The organism is Exiguobacterium sp. RIT341 (assembly GCF_000632205.1).
Classification (GTDB): domain Bacteria; phylum Bacillota; class Bacilli; order Exiguobacteriales; family Exiguobacteriaceae; genus Exiguobacterium_A.
Genome location: NZ_JFYW01000001.1, coordinates 1,227,173 through 1,242,510, shown reverse-complemented (window position 1 = coordinate 1,242,510; position 15,338 = coordinate 1,227,173). Strand labels below are relative to the sequence as shown.

Genomic DNA, 15,338 nt, shown 5'->3' with positions numbered 1-15,338 from the left:
ATGATTTGGATATCAACTGGGGTAGCGCTCGTCATGGGTTTGCTGATCAGCTTTATTCGCGTGAAGGCATCAGCAAAACCGACGAACGCTAAAAAAATCTTGATCCCACCGTTTGCGATGTCAACGGGAATGCTACAGTTTCTATACCCAGCTTCCCGTCTGACATGGACGGAGGTAGCAGAAGCATTGCTCATTGGAGCCATCTTCAGTATCTTTTTGATCAAGACATCCAATTTTTATGAAGCGGAAGGGCAGATTTATCTGCAACGTTCGAAAGCGTTTTTCATCGTCTTATTCGGCATCTTATTCATTCGGACGATTGCGAAATTCTTTATCGGAGGGCAAATCGACATCTTCGAGACAGGTGGGATCTTTTATCTCGTCGCCTTCGGTATGATTGCCCCGTGGCGCTTCGCGATGTATCTCAAATACAAAAAGGTGAAATCGGGCACCGTGTCTGTAGCACATTTACCCCAATAAAAAACCGCTGAAGGTGACTTCGGCGGTTTTTTCGTGCATCCTTCAATTTTGGAAATATAATGCGTAGTCTCGCCAGTCGATGGCGTGCTCCGTCAAAGCTTTTTTCAAGAATTTATGATCGCGTTTCGGCGTCGCAGAAATATACCCTTTGACGACCAGTTCAGATGTCATCTCTGTCGCCCGTTCCTCGAGTGCGAACTGTCCGATCCGCCCGGCAATCTTGCGGCGTGCGACATCACGAAATGCCGATGGGACCGGCATGACGAGAGCGTTCAATAACTCCATTGTCTCATCCGTCCAAAGGTGTCGTGTCTTGTCGATGTACTCATCTTCCCAGTCCATCATCGATTTACCGTCTTCTTTCGGCAACTTCTTAAGGAACTTCCGGAACATGAAAAACCCGCCGATTGCCATGAGTGTAATCATGATAAAGCCCCAGAGCAGAATCCCGTTCATGAACCATTCCATGCGCGACTCATCCCCCTTTCACATCAAATATAGATTAGCATAAATCAGGTGGACGTGCTATGATGAATGACGGAGAAAGTGAGGCGAAAAAATGCTGCAACCATATGTACAATTGGACGAGACCGGACAGCCCCGTAAAGGTGTCTTACCTGAAACAGCGGACGGTCGGATCGTTGAATTCTATTATGATACAAAGGGTGAGGAGATCACAGTCATCTTCGTCACCGTTCCGGCAGAAGATGCGAGCCGGAAGCGTGCGTTTACGGTCGGGAAAACGTTCAAGACGGTCTCGACACTCGAAGACTTCACATTACTTCACTATGAATGGGCAAATGACCAGATTTTTGCGACACTCGAGATGTTCGCGGATGGGTCGAAACGTCAAATCGACGCTTCGAGATTGCTCGACTATTAAAAAAGAAGGAGATGCGGATTGCCGCGTCTCCTTCTTTTGATATTTAAGAAATATGAAGTCGGATGACCTCGTCATGAAGGTCAACCTGTCCACCGATCGGGAACGTAAATAAAGGACTCGTATGTCCAAAATCGACATTCGCAAGGACCGGGATCTGTTTTAGTGATGGGTAAAGTGAAATCAAGTAGCGCAGATGTTCTTCCGTCATCTTCGTCGCGAGTTGGAACCGCCCAAAGACGAGCCCACGAATTGCCTCGGCGCCTGGTTGCGCCATCAAAGAGGCAAAATCACGGGCGAACGTCGCTGGGTGGACTTCGTAATCGTCTTCAAGGAACAAGATTGTATCCCGCAAATCAGGGAAGTGCGACGTGCCTTGAAGGAGGTTCAAGGTGCAAAGATTTCCACCAATCAGACGACCGCTCTCTTGTCCCGGAGATAAGAGTATCGGTCCTTTGTTCGGTAACGTGATGACATGTCCGCGATCCGAATCCCGCCAATGAATCGACGGCTTGATTGTAACCGGGTCCGTTCCGAATAAGACTTGTTTGAAATAATCAATCGTATAGGCGTCACGATCACGGAAAGCCCGTAACATTGGTCCAGAGTATGTCACTAAACCTGTATTCGTCAAAATGGCGTGACTGAGCGCCGTGATATCAGAGAAGCCACAAAGAATCTTCGGATGCGTCCGAATCAGTTCATAATCGAGTAAATCGACGAGTTCATTCGTACTGAACCCACCGCGAACGCAAAGGATCGCATCGACGTTCGGATCAGCAAACGCGGCGTGGAGATCTGCAACGCGTAACTCGGGATCACTGGAGCCGAACGGATTGACAGCACGCGCATGTTGACTGATTGAGACGCGTAATCCGAATGATTCGAGTGTCTCGATTGCATCGTCAATGATCCTCAGCTCGACTGTCGAGAGGCTCGAAGCGGGGGCGACTAGGCGGATATGTGAACCATCTGTCAGCTTCTTCGGCGTTAAGGTCGGAAGATGAGCGGAGATGATTTCCAATCGGTTACCGAATGGGTCCGCTGTAAAGAAACGACGGCGCGGAGCAAGTCGTGTATCATGCTCAACGGGATAACCTGCGGCTTGCAAGCGATCACTCATTTCTTCAAATGTAGCGACAGTCAATCCAGGATGCGCTTTTTTAGCAGGAGAGAATGGATCCTCGATGCCGAGGTGAAGCGCTGTACCGTGTTCTTTAAACCAGACACCACCACTTTTTTGAACACCAGCAGGTTTATCGACTTCCTTCATATGTAAAAGCCCGGCATAAAATGCACGGGCGCGATCTTCTTCGTTTTTCGGCATAGCGAGTTGGACATGATCTAACATGAAGACACTTCCTTTACGAATAAGATTTAAGCAACGAACTGGGTGATCCGTTTCAGTTCACGCTCGACGAGGTTCAAGTAGAAGGCACCTTCGATCCGACGATCAAGAGATTGAGCGATTTCATATAAGTTCGTCCGGAGCGCTGCGAGATACGACGCTTCCTCACCAAGGGATTGTCGATGGGCAAATGCATAGTGAGCGAGTAGGAACTGGAGATATCCACGATCGGTTAAGAATGGAATCAATTGTTTTTTCTCTTCCATCAACCAGGTATAGTTTGTGTCGTAATACATCTTCGCATATAAATGATAGGGCTCATCGCCACCGGTAAAGAGTGTTTCGCCACGTTTGACTTCTTCAATCAAGCGTTCGCTCCAATCAAAACGCTCTTTTTTGCGACTAAGGAATAATGGCAGGATGTATGGATGAGCCTGATCTGGCATCCGTGAACAACCGCGTTCATGTCGCAGTGCCGCATAAAGAAGTAAGGCGCGATCTTCGAATCCACGTTCGATTGCATACGTCATCCGGCTGAAGGCTTCACAGGATGGGCAATCACTGAGTTCGTCGCTTGGTGCGTCGACCCATTCCGATAAATAGTGATCGGCTTGCTCCTCGTCACCAAGCTTGCTGTAAACCATGAAGCTAATATAGTCGCGTGTGCGCGCGAATCCATGCGCGTCACAAAAATCGATGAAGCGGTCAAGATCTTCTTCGAGAAGCGATACCGTCACGTCTTCTTGTTCTGCCATATAGATCAAATAGGACTTATAGTTCCAGTACAAATCAAGTTCTTGTTTTGGAGTCAGTGTCATCTCGTCTTTTCGGATCCATTCCATTAAGAGTGTGAAGGACACGAGAAATGACCGGAAGTGTCCTAGGTCAAATTGATTTTGTGAAAACGTCCATAAGGAGAGGAAGCGGAGTGAATCATCAGCTGTTTCCTCAAAGATGGCCCATAAGGCCTCACCGCGTGTAACGGAGGGTTCTTCTTCCTTTAAGCGAAGATATAAAAGATGGAGTTCTTCTTGAGGGTTCATCTGTACCCCTCCTTTCTTATATAAGTATACCACGAGCGTTTTAAGAAATCGCAATTGAGCGAGGACGGAATAAAAAAAGATTCCGAACCCGCTCAATTGCGGTTCGGAATCATTTCAAGTATTTGGGGATGAGTATTAGCTGTCGGATGTAGCAAATCATGTACTGTGTAACTATTGAGTACTTGATGGAACGCCGCAATGGCATCATCGAAAGCATCACGTGCCGGATTAAGCGAAGGGACCTCGTGAATGCCTTCTTGCGGATCGAGAAAATGAACGGTTGGTTCAAACAGTTGTACGACGTCACCGATATGAATTGCATCCGGAGGACCTGCTAAGCGGAAACCACCTCCACGACCACGGACAGAATCAATTAGACCACTCTGTCCCAAACGATAGACTACTTTCATCAAATGATTCTTAGAAATGTCGTAACAATCCGCTACTTCCTGGATTCGGACTAAACGATCGGGATTGGCTGCTGCGAACAGCAGGGACCGAATCGCGTAATCCGTATAACGTGTCATGCGCATTTTCATCACCTACTTAACACACATACTAGGGGGGGACGCAAGCATTTACAACTTTCAATGTGCAAAAAATAAGATGCATTTTAGAGATTGTTTTTGAGAGTGGATTCACGCATAATGGATGGTGAAAGGTAGGTTAAATTATGCATTTCGATCAGGCATTACACCTTTTGCAACAGCTCGGTCCATCGATGGAGCAAAAGGGATTGCGGATCGCGACGCGCTTCTATGACTCGCTCGAGGCGACGTACGAAGAAGAATTGCGCGCGCTTCGAGAAGCGGGAGCTCAGGACGGAACTCGGGCACTGCGGATTTTACGCCTGAGTCAATTATTGAATCAGATTACAAACCAGCATGAATCGAGTGAACTGTTTAAATTGATTTTACTGAATGAAATCGATCAAACGAAATCGTTTCTGTTGACGTACCCGGATATTATCAGTCGTGAAATTCTTCAAGCTATTCAAATCGAATATGACCTTAAAGAAAATGCACCTTTACTTCAAGCATGGGCAATTGTTCACCATCAACTCGTCGATACATGTCGGCATTTTTGTAAATACCGCCGTGCTGAAAATTGGCGGCAACAAGATATCTTATTGATCGCAGAAGAACATCATCTAGGAGCCGTCATTGATGAAGCAAGGCATGCTCTCTTGAGCGGTCGGAAAACGACCTTATTACATGTCTCAGCTGAAGAACTGGCAGAACGAATGTTAGCAAATGTCCTCTCCTTGACGACGAAAGGCATGATCGTCCACCACATTCGTCAAGAAGGATGGGAACAGCAGATGCAGGAATTCCTGACGATGATCACAGCGAATGATCCGATCGTCTTCGTCAGTGGATCGACGAACTTCATTGCAGACATCCAGCAACGACTCGATCCGCTACCGGTCCTGTTCGGTCCGTTCGTAGCGGCAAATCAATTACCATCTTAACGAGAAAAGCGATGTGACAGGTTCTGACAGAAGTCGGAGCATGACACATCGCTTTTTTTAGGCTGATTTCGTTAAACGTTTCGCTCGTTGAATCGAACGATCGAGTGCGAGATAGACCCCACCTGATACACAGCAGAGCAGTCCGACGAATCCGAGAGCAAAATCACCTTTTCCGGTATCAAGGAATAAGGATCCGAGAAGTGGGGCGGTGACGCCACCGATCAACCACTGAAGACTCGCAGCACCGTTGTACGTTCCGCGGAGATGTTCCGGGGCAATTAAGGCAATGAATGTCATCTGCACAGGGGACATGATCATCTCACCGAGTGTATAGAATGCATAAATCGCAAGCAATACTGTCACGAGCACGACATAACTCGTTCCGAGTGAGAACAGGTAAGACGGCACGAATGCGAGGAAAATCATGCCGATTCCGAAGATCGAGGCACCAAGCAACATGACTTTTCCGAATGCCTTCCCTGACAAGCGAGCAGCAATCGGGAACTGGAATAAGACGACCATGATTCCGTTGAGTGCCATCAAGTAAGGAAAAGGATTTTGTTTCGTCGGTAATCCTGGCAGTGCTTCTTTCAAGAAGACCGGTAACATACTTTCGACGAGGGCAAACCCCATCGAAATGAAGACACCCGCACCGATGAAGATTAAAAAGACGTGATCCTTCCGCAATACAGTGAGCGGTGATACTTTGACTTCGTCTGTCTTTTCGATATACTCCGGTTTCGTTTCTTCGATGAAGAAGTAAAGAACGAGTCCATATAGGAAAAAGACGAAGGCAGCGGAGTAGAAGATGAGCGAACGATCGACGAACAGGACAGCACTTCCGAGAAGTGGTCCGAACGCTGCGCCGACATTATGTCCCATCCGAAGCAGACCGAACGATTCATTCAGGCGTTCTGGTGGTGTGACGTCAGCGACCATCGCGCTTGCTGCCGGATGGAACAGTGAACTCGATAAACCGAGCAACGCGTTCAAAGCGAGCAGCGGTCCGAATGAATCGGCGAACGAGAAACCGATTAGCGCGATGACGTCACCGATGATCGAGAGAACCATCAGTGGTTTTCGACCGAATTTATCAGCGAAGTGGCCACCGAGAACGGCGCCGACGAGTGACATGATCGGTCCAGTCGCCATGATGACGCCGACTAGGAAGTAGGAATCGAGTCGATCCGCGTAATAGAGAACTAAAAATGGTGCAATCATGAACATCATGATTCCGGTGATCGTTTCCCCGACGAACCGGATCCAGATGTTGCGATCAAGCTGTTTGAGTGCATTAAACATAGTGAAAACCCCTTATATTCCGTTTTTAGACAATAGAAAAGACGGATACGCACAAATATGGGCATACCCGTCCAAATATAAGAGGGCAGCATGTACGTATACGCATACGCACACCCTGCTTAATTAAAAATTAAACGATTGGGTGACGTACAGTTGTAGCCGATACAAAGACAGTGTGGACAGATGTCCGGGCTTGATGGAATACCATTGTACGTCTCCTCCTTCTGTAATAGTGAACTTCCTAGTCATCGTAAAGAAGATAGTGATGAATTGTCAACTTTAAATCTGAAAATTAAGTCAATGAAGTGAAATGGACGAGACCTTGAAAATTCGGTATGATAGACTAGTTGCGAAAAAGATTGATCGGACTTTTGAATATATCGGTGAAAGGAACTACCATACATGACAAATATTCTACAAACGGAAGTCGAAAAGCGTCGGATTTTCGGCATCATTTCCCACCCGGATGCGGGTAAGACGACACTAACTGAAAAATTCCTCCTACACGGAGGTGCGATCCGTGAGGCAGGTTCTGTCAAGGCACGGAAAAACTCGAAATTCGCGAAATCGGACTGGATGGAAATTGAAAAACAACGGGGAATCTCTGTTACGTCTTCGGTCATGCAATTCGAATATGATAAAAAAATCGTTTCCATCATGGATACACCAGGTCACTCGGACTTCGGTGAAGATACGTACCGCATCCTGACGGCTGTTGACTCAGCAATTATGGTCATCGATGCGGCGAAAGGGATCGAGTCACAAACGAAGAAACTGTTCCAAGTCTGTCGGATGCGCGGGATTCCGATCTTTACGTTCATCAACAAGATGGACCGTCAAGCGCGTGACCCACTCGAATTGATGGAAGAACTCGAAGAAGTCCTCGGCATCCCGTCGGTTGCTGTGACATGGCCAGCTGGTTCAGGTCAACAGTTCGAAGGGGTCTACGACCGCGTCAAAGGACAATTCCATTGTTTCAAGAACGATCGTAAGACGATCGAACTCGGCGAGGAAGGTCTCGCGAACGAAGAACTCGCGACGACGATCAACTCGGAAATGTACGAGACGTTGATGGATGAAGTCGACTTACTCGACGGCGCAGGTAACGAATACGATGAAGAATTGATCGCAAAAGGTGAACTGACTCCGGTCTTCTTCGGATCAGCACTCGTCGATTTCGGTGTCACACCACTTCTTGAACATTACTTGAACTTGTCTCCTTCACCGACACCACGTGAGTCAAACAAAGGAAAAGTCGAGCCGGCGCAAGACTTCTTCAGTGGTTTCGTCTTCAAGATTCAAGCGAACATGAACCCAAACCACCGCGACCGGATTGCGTTCGTCCGGATCTGTACAGGTAAGTTCGATCGTGGGATGGACGTCGTCCTGACACGGACAGGCAAGAAGATGAAGCTGTCGCAATCGACTCAATTCATGGCGGATGAGCGTGAAACGGTCAACGAAGCGTTCGCAGGAGATGTCATCGGGTTATATGACTCAGGCAACTATCAAATCGGTGATACGATCACGAATGGCGATCCATCGTTACAATATGAAGCACTCCCGACGTTCGCACCAGAACTCTTCCTGAAGGTCTACACGAAAAACGCCTTGAAGTCGAAACAGTTCCAAAAAGGTGTCGAACAGCTTGCACAAGAAGGTGCGATCCAGGTCTACAAAACGGAATACAACGAAATCATCCTCGGAGCGATCGGACAACTCCAATTCGAAGTCTTCGAGCACCGGCTCAAAGGTGAGTATGGCGTTGACATCTTGAAGGATGCCGCGAACTTCCAAGTCGCCAAGTGGATCAAGCCAGCAGAAGTCGCTGCTGTCAAACAATTGACGGATTCACGGACGGTTCTCGTCTATGACCGCTGGGAGAATGCCGTTCTGTTATTTGCGAATGATTTCGTCTACGAGCGATTCGTTCAGAAAAACGAAGGAACGATCACATTGGTCGATTCACCGCAACAACTTTAATGTTTTCACGGACTACTTTTCGAAGTGGTCCGTTTTTTCGTTCTGGAAATCTCGTTTGATGACAATCGAACAAGGGTAAAAATAGAGCGTGTTTGAATTCATATGAAAAAGGACGGTGTCATGTGATGGCGAAACGGTTTGTTGGGATTTATCAGGATCAATCGAGTCTGGAACGAAAAATTGAAGAATTGAAACAGCAAGGACATCATGATTCGGACTTTTCTGTCGTCGGTCGAGATGATGCAGCAGAAGAAGCATCAGGTGCGAGTTGGATTGATCAAGTCAAATCAACGTTCTCTAAAGAACCACCGCTCCGTGAGACGTTAAAACGTGTCGGACATTCGGATGATGAGGCAGAACGGCATTACGCGGAAGTCGAGCGAGGTGGTCTTGCACTGTTCGTCAAGGATCGAGATCATGACCACGATCACCATCATGACCATGAGCATCATCATAACCATGACCACGATCATCGGTACGACGATAATAAAGTCGAAAATCCAGGGAACAACGCCTATGAATCCAATCACCGTGAGGAAGGTGAGAAGAGCGACCGGGCGAAATGGAAAGCCGACGATCTCGACTAATACCTAGAAGTGAAGACGCCATATTGGTGATCTTCACTTTTTTTCGTATCCGAAGTCGCTGGGCAAGATATGTGAGGAATCGTGGTGCTATACTGAGAGCATCGAAGAGGTGATAAGACATGAAAAAAATAGTGACAGCTTTGGCAGGCATTGGTCTCGCGACTGCCTGGTTCATCAACCGATACCCGGTGTTCGGAAATCGACCAAGCCGTGCGGAACGACTGAGTTTTGAACGATCAGATCGTTTTGTTGACGGGAAATTCAAAAATGAGATGGACTTCCAGTTGAAAATGGAATGGGACTCGATGAAAAGCATCTTAAAGGACTACGGACGAAACATTCCAAATCTGCGTCCTGTCAAAGCGCTGCCGACGCTTCCATATCAGCGACGGCAAGACGATAGTGAGGCACCACGTGTGACATGGTTCGGACATTCGGCGTTTTTACTTGAACTCGATGGACAAACGATTTTTTTTGATCCGATGCTCGGTCGCGCACCGTCGCCATTCCCGAAACTGGGAGGGGGACGGTTTCAAACGACACAGAAAGTTGATCTTGAACGCCTTCCGTTGATTGATGTCGTCGTCTATTCACACGACCATTATGATCATCTGGACTATCCATCCGTCCTTGCCTTAAAAAATCGAGTCGGTCGCTTCATCGTGCCGCTCGGTGTCGGGAGTCGTCTCCGTGGATGGGGCGTCTCAGCGGACCGGATCACGGAACTCGACTGGCATGAGTCGACGCAAGTTGGTGGTGTTAAACTGACGGCAGCCCCATCTCGTCATTATTCAGGACGAAATGGTTTTGATCAATTTTCGACGCTATGGGCATCATGGGTCATCGAAGGCTCGCAAAAAGTTTTCTTTAGTGGCGATAGTGGGTATGGTCCGCATTTCAAAGCAATTGGTGAACAATATGGTCCGTTTGATCTGACGATGATGGAATGTGGGCAGTATGATGTCCGTTGGTCCAACTCGCATATGTTACCGGAACAAACAGTTCAAGCACATCGTGATGTCAAAGGTCGCGTCTTGATGCCGATTCACTGGTCTGCATTTATCCTCGCGTTTCATGCCTGGTTCGAACCGGTCGAACGGTTGCTCAAGGAAGCAAAACGCGATGAGATTCCTGTTCTGACACCAATGATTGGGGAGAGTGTGACACCCGAGAGCACGACACGAAAATGGTGGCGGGAAGTGCGTTGAATAGTTGATTTCCAATCTAATTCACAAGTTTTTATGAAAGAGCGCGGTTTAACAATCGCGTTCTTTATTATATCTAATAAAGGAGTGAGAAGATTGCAAGAATACTTCAAAGTGCTAGATGACTTATCAAGTTTTCGAAATAAAAAACAGATGGATGAATACTATAACTACATAAAAAGAAGAAGTTAGTAAAAATCGTCAGATCACTGAGTTAATCAGATTGAAAAAAGGAAGGTTTAAAGAGTTCATCGAGGAATACATTCCAGCTTATATTTTTTCGAAATCAGTTTATTTTCCTGAAAATGCTCAAATTAAGATTATCATTGGGAACCAAGGATATGATGCATTGATGAAATTAGAAGACGGTTTAATCGAAAAACTCGAATTTACATCTTATATAGATGGTCCGAGAGAAGTTGAAATTGCAAAATCCTTAAATGAAAAGGGTATATGGAGAACTCGTTTAAGCAGTTTGGATACATTAGAAGAGAGACGGAAACACTTTTTAGAAGAAACCAAAAAACATTGATAAAAAAGCTACAAAAAATTACAGTGATGTAAGTTTAGTTTTTAGTATTCACATCATGGAACTAGAACAAATTCCAGAACATCATGACTATCGTCTTCAAGATAAAGTGAGAGAATATATTCAAGCGACAACCTTTAACGCTAAGGAAGTATTTTTAATAATCGATGACGGTGGAAGGACGGAATTGATAGATGATCGTGTCATTCGAATTAAATAAGTAAACAGCAAGGGAGCTCGATAACTGAAATGTACTTCGGAATCGAACTCCCTTGCTGTTTGAATGATTTTGGATGAGACGTTCATCCTCGACTCTTACAGGAAAAGGGAGCGCGATTAACGCTTCCGTCAGGGAAAGGGAAGACCCGGCAGTATTGCATGGAATGCGAGATGCCGCGGCTTACTTCCCGCCTGAGGAAAGCGAGGATAACGAAATCGTCCGTCATCAAGATTGACTACCATTTAAATCAGCTCGCCAATCGATCCGCTTGTTTTGCACGACGTGAACGAACCTTTTCGACAATTTCGAAACCGAGCACAAGCATCGTTCCGACGAGCAATCCATTACTGAGAAACGGACGAAGCGTCAAAGGCAGGACTTCAGCGATGACGGTCGATTGCAACAAAATACTGATGCCGATGACGGCACTGATTGCAAACGCATGGCGACGACGGCTGTTCTCCATGTTACTTTCCGCTGACTGCCAGGCAATTAAAAACATATGCGGCAATGTCGCAAGCAACGCTGCACTCGCGACGCTCCGCGGCAATGTTGCTATGATCCCGATCAAGCTTGGGAAGAAACCAATCAGTGCGATGACGAGTGAGGCAATCAAGAACGGGCGACGTTTCCGGCTTCCCGTTTGTGCGATGAATCCACTCGTGATGGGTAATGGCACGGGAACGAGCGTCGAGAACGTAGCAGCGAGTAAATGAATGACACCTTCGATCGACAAGCCTTGGTGCAGACGTCCTTGTTTTTGAAGCGTTGCTTCGACGGCGCTTAAGGCAGCGATCAAATTGACGACGAGCAAGATCGCGAACGGAATCGCGACAAGGAATGCACTGCCGTCAAACTGTGGCCATCCGAACGGTAACGCTTGCGGTGGTGCAAACAAACTAGACGACGTAGGAAGTGACGGACGGCTGACGAGCCAACCGACGAGAATTCCGATCATCAAGGCGAACGGACGTAAGCGACTCGGTCCGAATTGGCTGAGTCCGAGCACAAGTAAGAACGTGATGATACCAGCGAGACGTGTTGCTTCGACGGCGAGGACGGCACCAAGCATGACGCCTGTTAATTGAATACATAATAAAAGCAAAAACGTTCCGCTGACGAGCGGTGTGAAGACGGGTAATAAGTATTTCGTCCATCCTGTCAAACCGAGAATGATAAGGACGATACCGGCAATTACAACGGCTGCCATCGCAATCGTAAAGGCTGTTTTTGAATCGACCGGTAGTGCGGCGATGACGACGAAGATACTGACCCATGATCCGGCAGGTCCCGATACGATTGGAAGCCGGTGGCCGAAAGCGCCGTGTAGGAAACAGGCAATCCCGCCTACAAAGAACGACCGTTGGACAAGGGCAGCTGTTTCGACTGAGGAGAGGTCGAACAGACTAGCGACGACGATCGGTAAGGCAATCGTGTTCGCAAGTAAGAAGACGATCCACTGGAAAGTAGAAGTCGTTTGTTTCATGAAAAAGCTCCTTTCTTAAACTGAAGATATTCCTGCATCATAGCATATGATTGATGTTATGATTCATATATCTTTATACATGAAAACATATGAAAGAGATGATGAGTATGGATTTACGTCAGTACCGCTATTTTTGTGCGGTCGTCGAGGAACAATCTGTCACACGAGCAGCGGAGCGCTTAAGAATGGCACAACCTGCCTTGACGCAACAAATCCGACGAATGGAAGAAGAGTTAAGCGTTCGTCTAATCGAGCGGGCAGGGCGCGGAATCCGGATCACACCAAGCGGCAACCGCTTATATGAAAGGGCGGTTTCATTGCTACAGTTTGAGCAGGAGACACGAATGGAATTAAGCGACATCGAAGCCGGACGAACAGGAATTTTGCGGATTGGTGTCAACACGTTATCAGCCAGTCGGCTTGTTGACTGGATCGAACAGATGAAACGACGACATCCTGGTATTATCTTACAAGTCCACCAAGGAGAATCGAGTGCGCTCATCGAACGGTTAAAAGAGCGGTCGCTTGATGCAGCGTTGGTCCGTCTGCCGATTGATGCGCAAGGCGTCTCGATTGAATGGATGGAGGAAGAACCGTTTCATCAAGTCTGGCATCCTGATCATCCGACAGCGGATCTCATCATTCCAAGTCAGGAAGGACTTGGTGTCTTTCAGACATTAAGTCAACGGCTTGGTGTCGTATCGCAAGAGACGTGTTCTGACGTCTTGACGCTAATCGGACTCGTTCGGAAGGGGAAGGCTGTGACCGTATTGCCGGAGAGTACGTTGCGGGAACTGGACACGGCAGGACTGCATCAGACATACCTGTCAGGTGCCGCGAGTACGACAGCCTTTGTCTGGTTGACGGAGACGGGACCGACGACACTGACGAAACAATTCATTGAAATCATGCAAGAAACAGCAAAATAATTAAATGGATAAGAAAGGAACAATCGAATGAAAACGATTCAAGGCACATATGGGGAAGCAAAGATTTTCACGGACAACGTCGACGAACTGACGATTAAGCAAGTAACAGCCATGTTGGAGGAACAATTTGCGACAGATAGTCGCGTTCGGATCATGCCGGATTGTCACGCTGGAAAAGGGTCCGTCATCGGAACGACGATGCATGTGACGGACGAGGTCGTACCGAATCTCGTCGGTGTCGATATCGGTTGCGGCATGTTATGTACACGACTTGCTGGACAGGGACCAATCGACTTTGCAGAGCTTGACGCAACGATCCAGCATCTCATTCCAAGTGGCATGTCGGTGCGTCAGCAAGCCCATCCATTGTCAGAACAGGTACCGTTTGATCAAGTACTTGCACCGTTCAACGAGACACGGGCACGGTTGTCGATCGGGACGCTCGGTGGAGGGAATCATTTCATCGAACTGAACCAGGATGCAGCAGGACAGCGCTATCTCGTGATTCATTCCGGCAGTCGCAACCTTGGGAAGACGATCGCTGAACATTATCAGGCAGAAGCCGAGACGGCACGCTTCCAATTTGATGCGGGTCAAATCATTGAGGAATTAAAGCAGCAGGGGCGCGAATCGGATATTCAGGCGACCTTGCAGCAATTGAAGGAAAAACGATCTACGTTTAACAAAGATTTAGCATCTGTTTCCGGAGAAACGATGGAGCGTTACCTCCATGATCTTAAGATCGCCCAACGATACGCAGCATTAAACCGTCAAGCGATGACCGAAGTCATTTTCGAGGCGATGGGATGGACGGTAGTGGATCAGTTCGATACGATCCACAACTACATTGATCTTGATGCGATGATTTTAAGAAAAGGTGCCATCTCTGCGAAAGCCGGCGAGCGGGCAATCATTCCGATGAACATGCGCGATGGCTCCTTGATCGTCGTCGGAAAAGGAAACCCTGATTGGAATTATTCCGCGCCACACGGAGCAGGACGCATCATGTCACGATCTAAAGCGTTCAAAACAGTTGAACTCGATGCATTCGAAAAGACGATGACCGATGTCTGGTCAAGTTCTGTCGTCGCGTCGACGCGTGACGAGTCGCCTTTCGTCTATAAACCGATGGACGAAATCATTCGCAATACGAAAGAAACGGTCGATGTCGTCGAGATCATTAAACCGCTATACAACTTTAAGGCAAAGTGATATCAGGGTGTTTTCAAAAGGGGAGGATAGTGTATGCGCTATAAGAGAAACATGGCGATCCTATTTTCGAGTGTATTTTTAAGTGTAGGATGTACGGATGAGGCGGTCACGACGGAACAGAAAAAAGTAGAAGTCAAAACTACTACTCATACGAATCAGAAGACAAAACATCCTATCTTACATCCTGTTCAGTATGAAAAGCTGTTCAAGTATATGGATGAACACCTGAAGATGGATCAATTTCAGTTGCAGGCAAGTACGATAGGTTCAGATTTCACGGCTGTAGATCGATCCTTGAGTTTTGGGAAGAGACGTTGGTTAACCGTTGACGGAACGATAGACACACCGTCGACACAAGAGACACTTTATTTTGAAAATCAAAAACAAGATACGCGGTTAGCGATCCATTTTACTTATACAGATCGATACATAGGCAATGACGTGATGCAGTATCAATCAAGTGATGGCTACAAAGGGCTTAATCAAAAGCTATCGAATCAGTCTGATCTTATCATCATCAGCTACAAAAACATCCTCATATCCGTGCAACAAAATGCTTTATATAAAGTCGATCCTGACACGACGCAGGAGGCAGCAAAACAGGTGATTCACGAATTAAAAAACGCTCCCGTTTAAAACGAGAACGTAAAGATGACAACTTTG

At 47.1% G+C, this 15,338-nt stretch carries 17 protein-coding genes; 11 read left to right on the top strand and 6 right to left on the bottom strand.

What is annotated here, in order from left to right:
- Positions 1–480, top strand: coding sequence for a CcdC family protein (locus BW42_RS06540; RefSeq protein ID WP_035408686.1), 480 nt, complete (start codon positions 1–3; stop codon positions 478–480).
- A gap of 42 nt (positions 481–522) precedes the next feature.
- Here BW42_RS06540 and BW42_RS06535 read toward each other — a convergent pair whose 3' ends face one another.
- Positions 523–948, bottom strand: coding sequence for a DUF2621 family protein (locus BW42_RS06535; RefSeq protein WP_035408684.1), 426 nt, complete (start codon positions 946–948; stop codon positions 523–525).
- A 91-nt stretch (positions 949–1,039) separates the two neighbouring features.
- Between BW42_RS06535 and BW42_RS06530 the strand changes: the two genes are divergently transcribed.
- Positions 1,040–1,363, top strand: a complete 324-nt coding sequence (locus BW42_RS06530) for a hypothetical protein (protein ID WP_023467783.1) — start codon at positions 1,040–1,042, stop codon at positions 1,361–1,363.
- Positions 1,364–1,406: 43 nt separating this feature from the next.
- Here BW42_RS06530 and BW42_RS06525 read toward each other — a convergent pair whose 3' ends face one another.
- The 3 genes from BW42_RS06525 to BW42_RS06515 form a co-directional block, all read right to left on the bottom strand.
- Positions 1,407–2,711 carry an LD-carboxypeptidase gene (locus BW42_RS06525; protein WP_052019061.1) on the bottom strand — a complete coding sequence of 435 codons (1,305 nt, stop codon included), beginning with the start codon at positions 2,709–2,711 and terminating at the stop codon, positions 1,407–1,409.
- 26 nt (positions 2,712–2,737) lie between these two features.
- Positions 2,738–3,751 carry a hypothetical protein gene (locus BW42_RS06520; protein ID WP_035408681.1) on the bottom strand — a complete coding sequence of 338 codons (1,014 nt, stop codon included), beginning with the start codon at positions 3,749–3,751 and terminating at the stop codon, positions 2,738–2,740.
- 92 nt (positions 3,752–3,843) lie between these two features.
- A complete protein-coding gene (locus BW42_RS06515) occupies positions 3,844–4,284 on the bottom strand; it encodes an Rrf2 family transcriptional regulator (RefSeq protein WP_035408678.1) in 441 nt (146 codons plus the stop codon).
- Between the two features lie 140 nt (positions 4,285–4,424).
- On the opposite strand from BW42_RS06515, the gene BW42_RS06510 reads away from it, so the two are divergent.
- Complete coding sequence (locus BW42_RS06510) at positions 4,425–5,222, top strand: hypothetical protein (protein WP_035408676.1); 798 nt, start codon at positions 4,425–4,427, stop codon at positions 5,220–5,222.
- A gap of 57 nt (positions 5,223–5,279) precedes the next feature.
- On the opposite strand, the gene BW42_RS06505 is transcribed toward BW42_RS06510, so the two are convergent.
- Positions 5,280–6,524, bottom strand: coding sequence for an MFS transporter (locus tag BW42_RS06505; protein ID WP_023467788.1), 1,245 nt, complete (start codon positions 6,522–6,524; stop codon positions 5,280–5,282).
- Positions 6,525–6,926: 402 nt separating this feature from the next.
- Between BW42_RS06505 and BW42_RS06500 the strand changes: the two genes are divergently transcribed.
- From BW42_RS06500 to BW42_RS16295, 5 genes are all read left to right on the top strand, one after another.
- Positions 6,927–8,507, top strand: coding sequence for a peptide chain release factor 3 (locus BW42_RS06500; RefSeq protein ID WP_035408673.1), 1,581 nt, complete (start codon positions 6,927–6,929; stop codon positions 8,505–8,507).
- Between the two features lie 125 nt (positions 8,508–8,632).
- Positions 8,633–9,094 carry a general stress protein gene (locus BW42_RS06495; RefSeq protein WP_035408671.1) on the top strand — a complete coding sequence of 154 codons (462 nt, stop codon included), beginning with the start codon at positions 8,633–8,635 and terminating at the stop codon, positions 9,092–9,094.
- 119 nt (positions 9,095–9,213) lie between these two features.
- Positions 9,214–10,302 carry an MBL fold metallo-hydrolase gene (locus tag BW42_RS06490; RefSeq protein ID WP_035408668.1) on the top strand — a complete coding sequence of 363 codons (1,089 nt, stop codon included), beginning with the start codon at positions 9,214–9,216 and terminating at the stop codon, positions 10,300–10,302.
- Positions 10,303–10,522: 220 nt separating this feature from the next.
- Positions 10,523–10,831 carry a hypothetical protein gene (locus tag BW42_RS16015; protein WP_052019060.1) on the top strand — a complete coding sequence of 103 codons (309 nt, stop codon included), beginning with the start codon at positions 10,523–10,525 and terminating at the stop codon, positions 10,829–10,831.
- Positions 10,832–10,886: 55 nt separating this feature from the next.
- Positions 10,887–11,048, top strand: coding sequence for a hypothetical protein (locus BW42_RS16295; RefSeq protein ID WP_155960163.1), 162 nt, complete (start codon positions 10,887–10,889; stop codon positions 11,046–11,048).
- Positions 11,049–11,295: 247 nt separating this feature from the next.
- Here BW42_RS16295 and BW42_RS06480 read toward each other — a convergent pair whose 3' ends face one another.
- Positions 11,296–12,534 (bottom strand): purine/pyrimidine permease, encoded by a 1,239-nt coding sequence (locus tag BW42_RS06480; RefSeq protein ID WP_035408666.1) that lies wholly within the window; start codon positions 12,532–12,534, stop codon positions 11,296–11,298.
- A 107-nt stretch (positions 12,535–12,641) separates the two neighbouring features.
- Between BW42_RS06480 and BW42_RS06475 the strand changes: the two genes are divergently transcribed.
- From BW42_RS06475 to BW42_RS06465, 3 genes are read left to right on the top strand one after another with little or no spacing between them, the layout of a single operon-like run.
- The gene (locus BW42_RS06475; RefSeq protein ID WP_035408665.1) at positions 12,642–13,463 is read left to right on the top strand and encodes a LysR family transcriptional regulator; all 822 of its coding nucleotides are present in this window, start codon (positions 12,642–12,644) and stop codon (positions 13,461–13,463) included.
- A gap of 27 nt (positions 13,464–13,490) precedes the next feature.
- On the top strand, positions 13,491–14,675 hold the full coding sequence (locus BW42_RS06470; protein ID WP_035408663.1) for an RNA-splicing ligase RtcB: 1,185 nt from the start codon (positions 13,491–13,493) through the stop codon (positions 14,673–14,675).
- A gap of 33 nt (positions 14,676–14,708) precedes the next feature.
- Positions 14,709–15,311 carry a hypothetical protein gene (locus BW42_RS06465; RefSeq protein ID WP_035408660.1) on the top strand — a complete coding sequence of 201 codons (603 nt, stop codon included), beginning with the start codon at positions 14,709–14,711 and terminating at the stop codon, positions 15,309–15,311.
- The last annotated feature ends 27 nt before the right edge of the window (positions 15,312–15,338 follow it).

Bases quoted from the DNA above. Each gene is read 5' to 3' on its own strand.
- BW42_RS06540 (WP_035408686.1), top strand. From the start codon at position 1: ATGATTTGGATATCAACTGGGGTAGCGCTCGTCATGGGTTTGCTGATC.
- BW42_RS06535 (WP_035408684.1), bottom strand. From the start codon at position 948: ATGGAATGGTTCATGAACGGGATTCTGCTCTGGGGCTTTATCATGATT.
- BW42_RS06530 (WP_023467783.1), top strand. From the start codon at position 1,040: ATGCTGCAACCATATGTACAATTGGACGAGACCGGACAGCCCCGTAAA.
- BW42_RS06525 (WP_052019061.1), bottom strand. From the start codon at position 2,711: ATGTTAGATCATGTCCAACTCGCTATGCCGAAAAACGAAGAAGATCGC.
- BW42_RS06520 (WP_035408681.1), bottom strand. From the start codon at position 3,751: ATGAACCCTCAAGAAGAACTCCATCTTTTATATCTTCGCTTAAAGGAA.
- BW42_RS06515 (WP_035408678.1), bottom strand. From the start codon at position 4,284: ATGCGCATGACACGTTATACGGATTACGCGATTCGGTCCCTGCTGTTC.
- BW42_RS06510 (WP_035408676.1), top strand. From the start codon at position 4,425: ATGCATTTCGATCAGGCATTACACCTTTTGCAACAGCTCGGTCCATCG.
- BW42_RS06505 (WP_023467788.1), bottom strand. From the start codon at position 6,524: ATGTTTAATGCACTCAAACAGCTTGATCGCAACATCTGGATCCGGTTC.
- BW42_RS06500 (WP_035408673.1), top strand. From the start codon at position 6,927: ATGACAAATATTCTACAAACGGAAGTCGAAAAGCGTCGGATTTTCGGC.
- BW42_RS06495 (WP_035408671.1), top strand. From the start codon at position 8,633: ATGGCGAAACGGTTTGTTGGGATTTATCAGGATCAATCGAGTCTGGAA.
- BW42_RS06490 (WP_035408668.1), top strand. From the start codon at position 9,214: ATGAAAAAAATAGTGACAGCTTTGGCAGGCATTGGTCTCGCGACTGCC.
- BW42_RS16295 (WP_155960163.1), top strand. From the start codon at position 10,887: ATGGAACTAGAACAAATTCCAGAACATCATGACTATCGTCTTCAAGAT.
- BW42_RS06480 (WP_035408666.1), bottom strand. From the start codon at position 12,534: ATGAAACAAACGACTTCTACTTTCCAGTGGATCGTCTTCTTACTTGCG.
- BW42_RS06475 (WP_035408665.1), top strand. From the start codon at position 12,642: ATGGATTTACGTCAGTACCGCTATTTTTGTGCGGTCGTCGAGGAACAA.
- BW42_RS06470 (WP_035408663.1), top strand. From the start codon at position 13,491: ATGAAAACGATTCAAGGCACATATGGGGAAGCAAAGATTTTCACGGAC.
- BW42_RS06465 (WP_035408660.1), top strand. From the start codon at position 14,709: ATGCGCTATAAGAGAAACATGGCGATCCTATTTTCGAGTGTATTTTTA.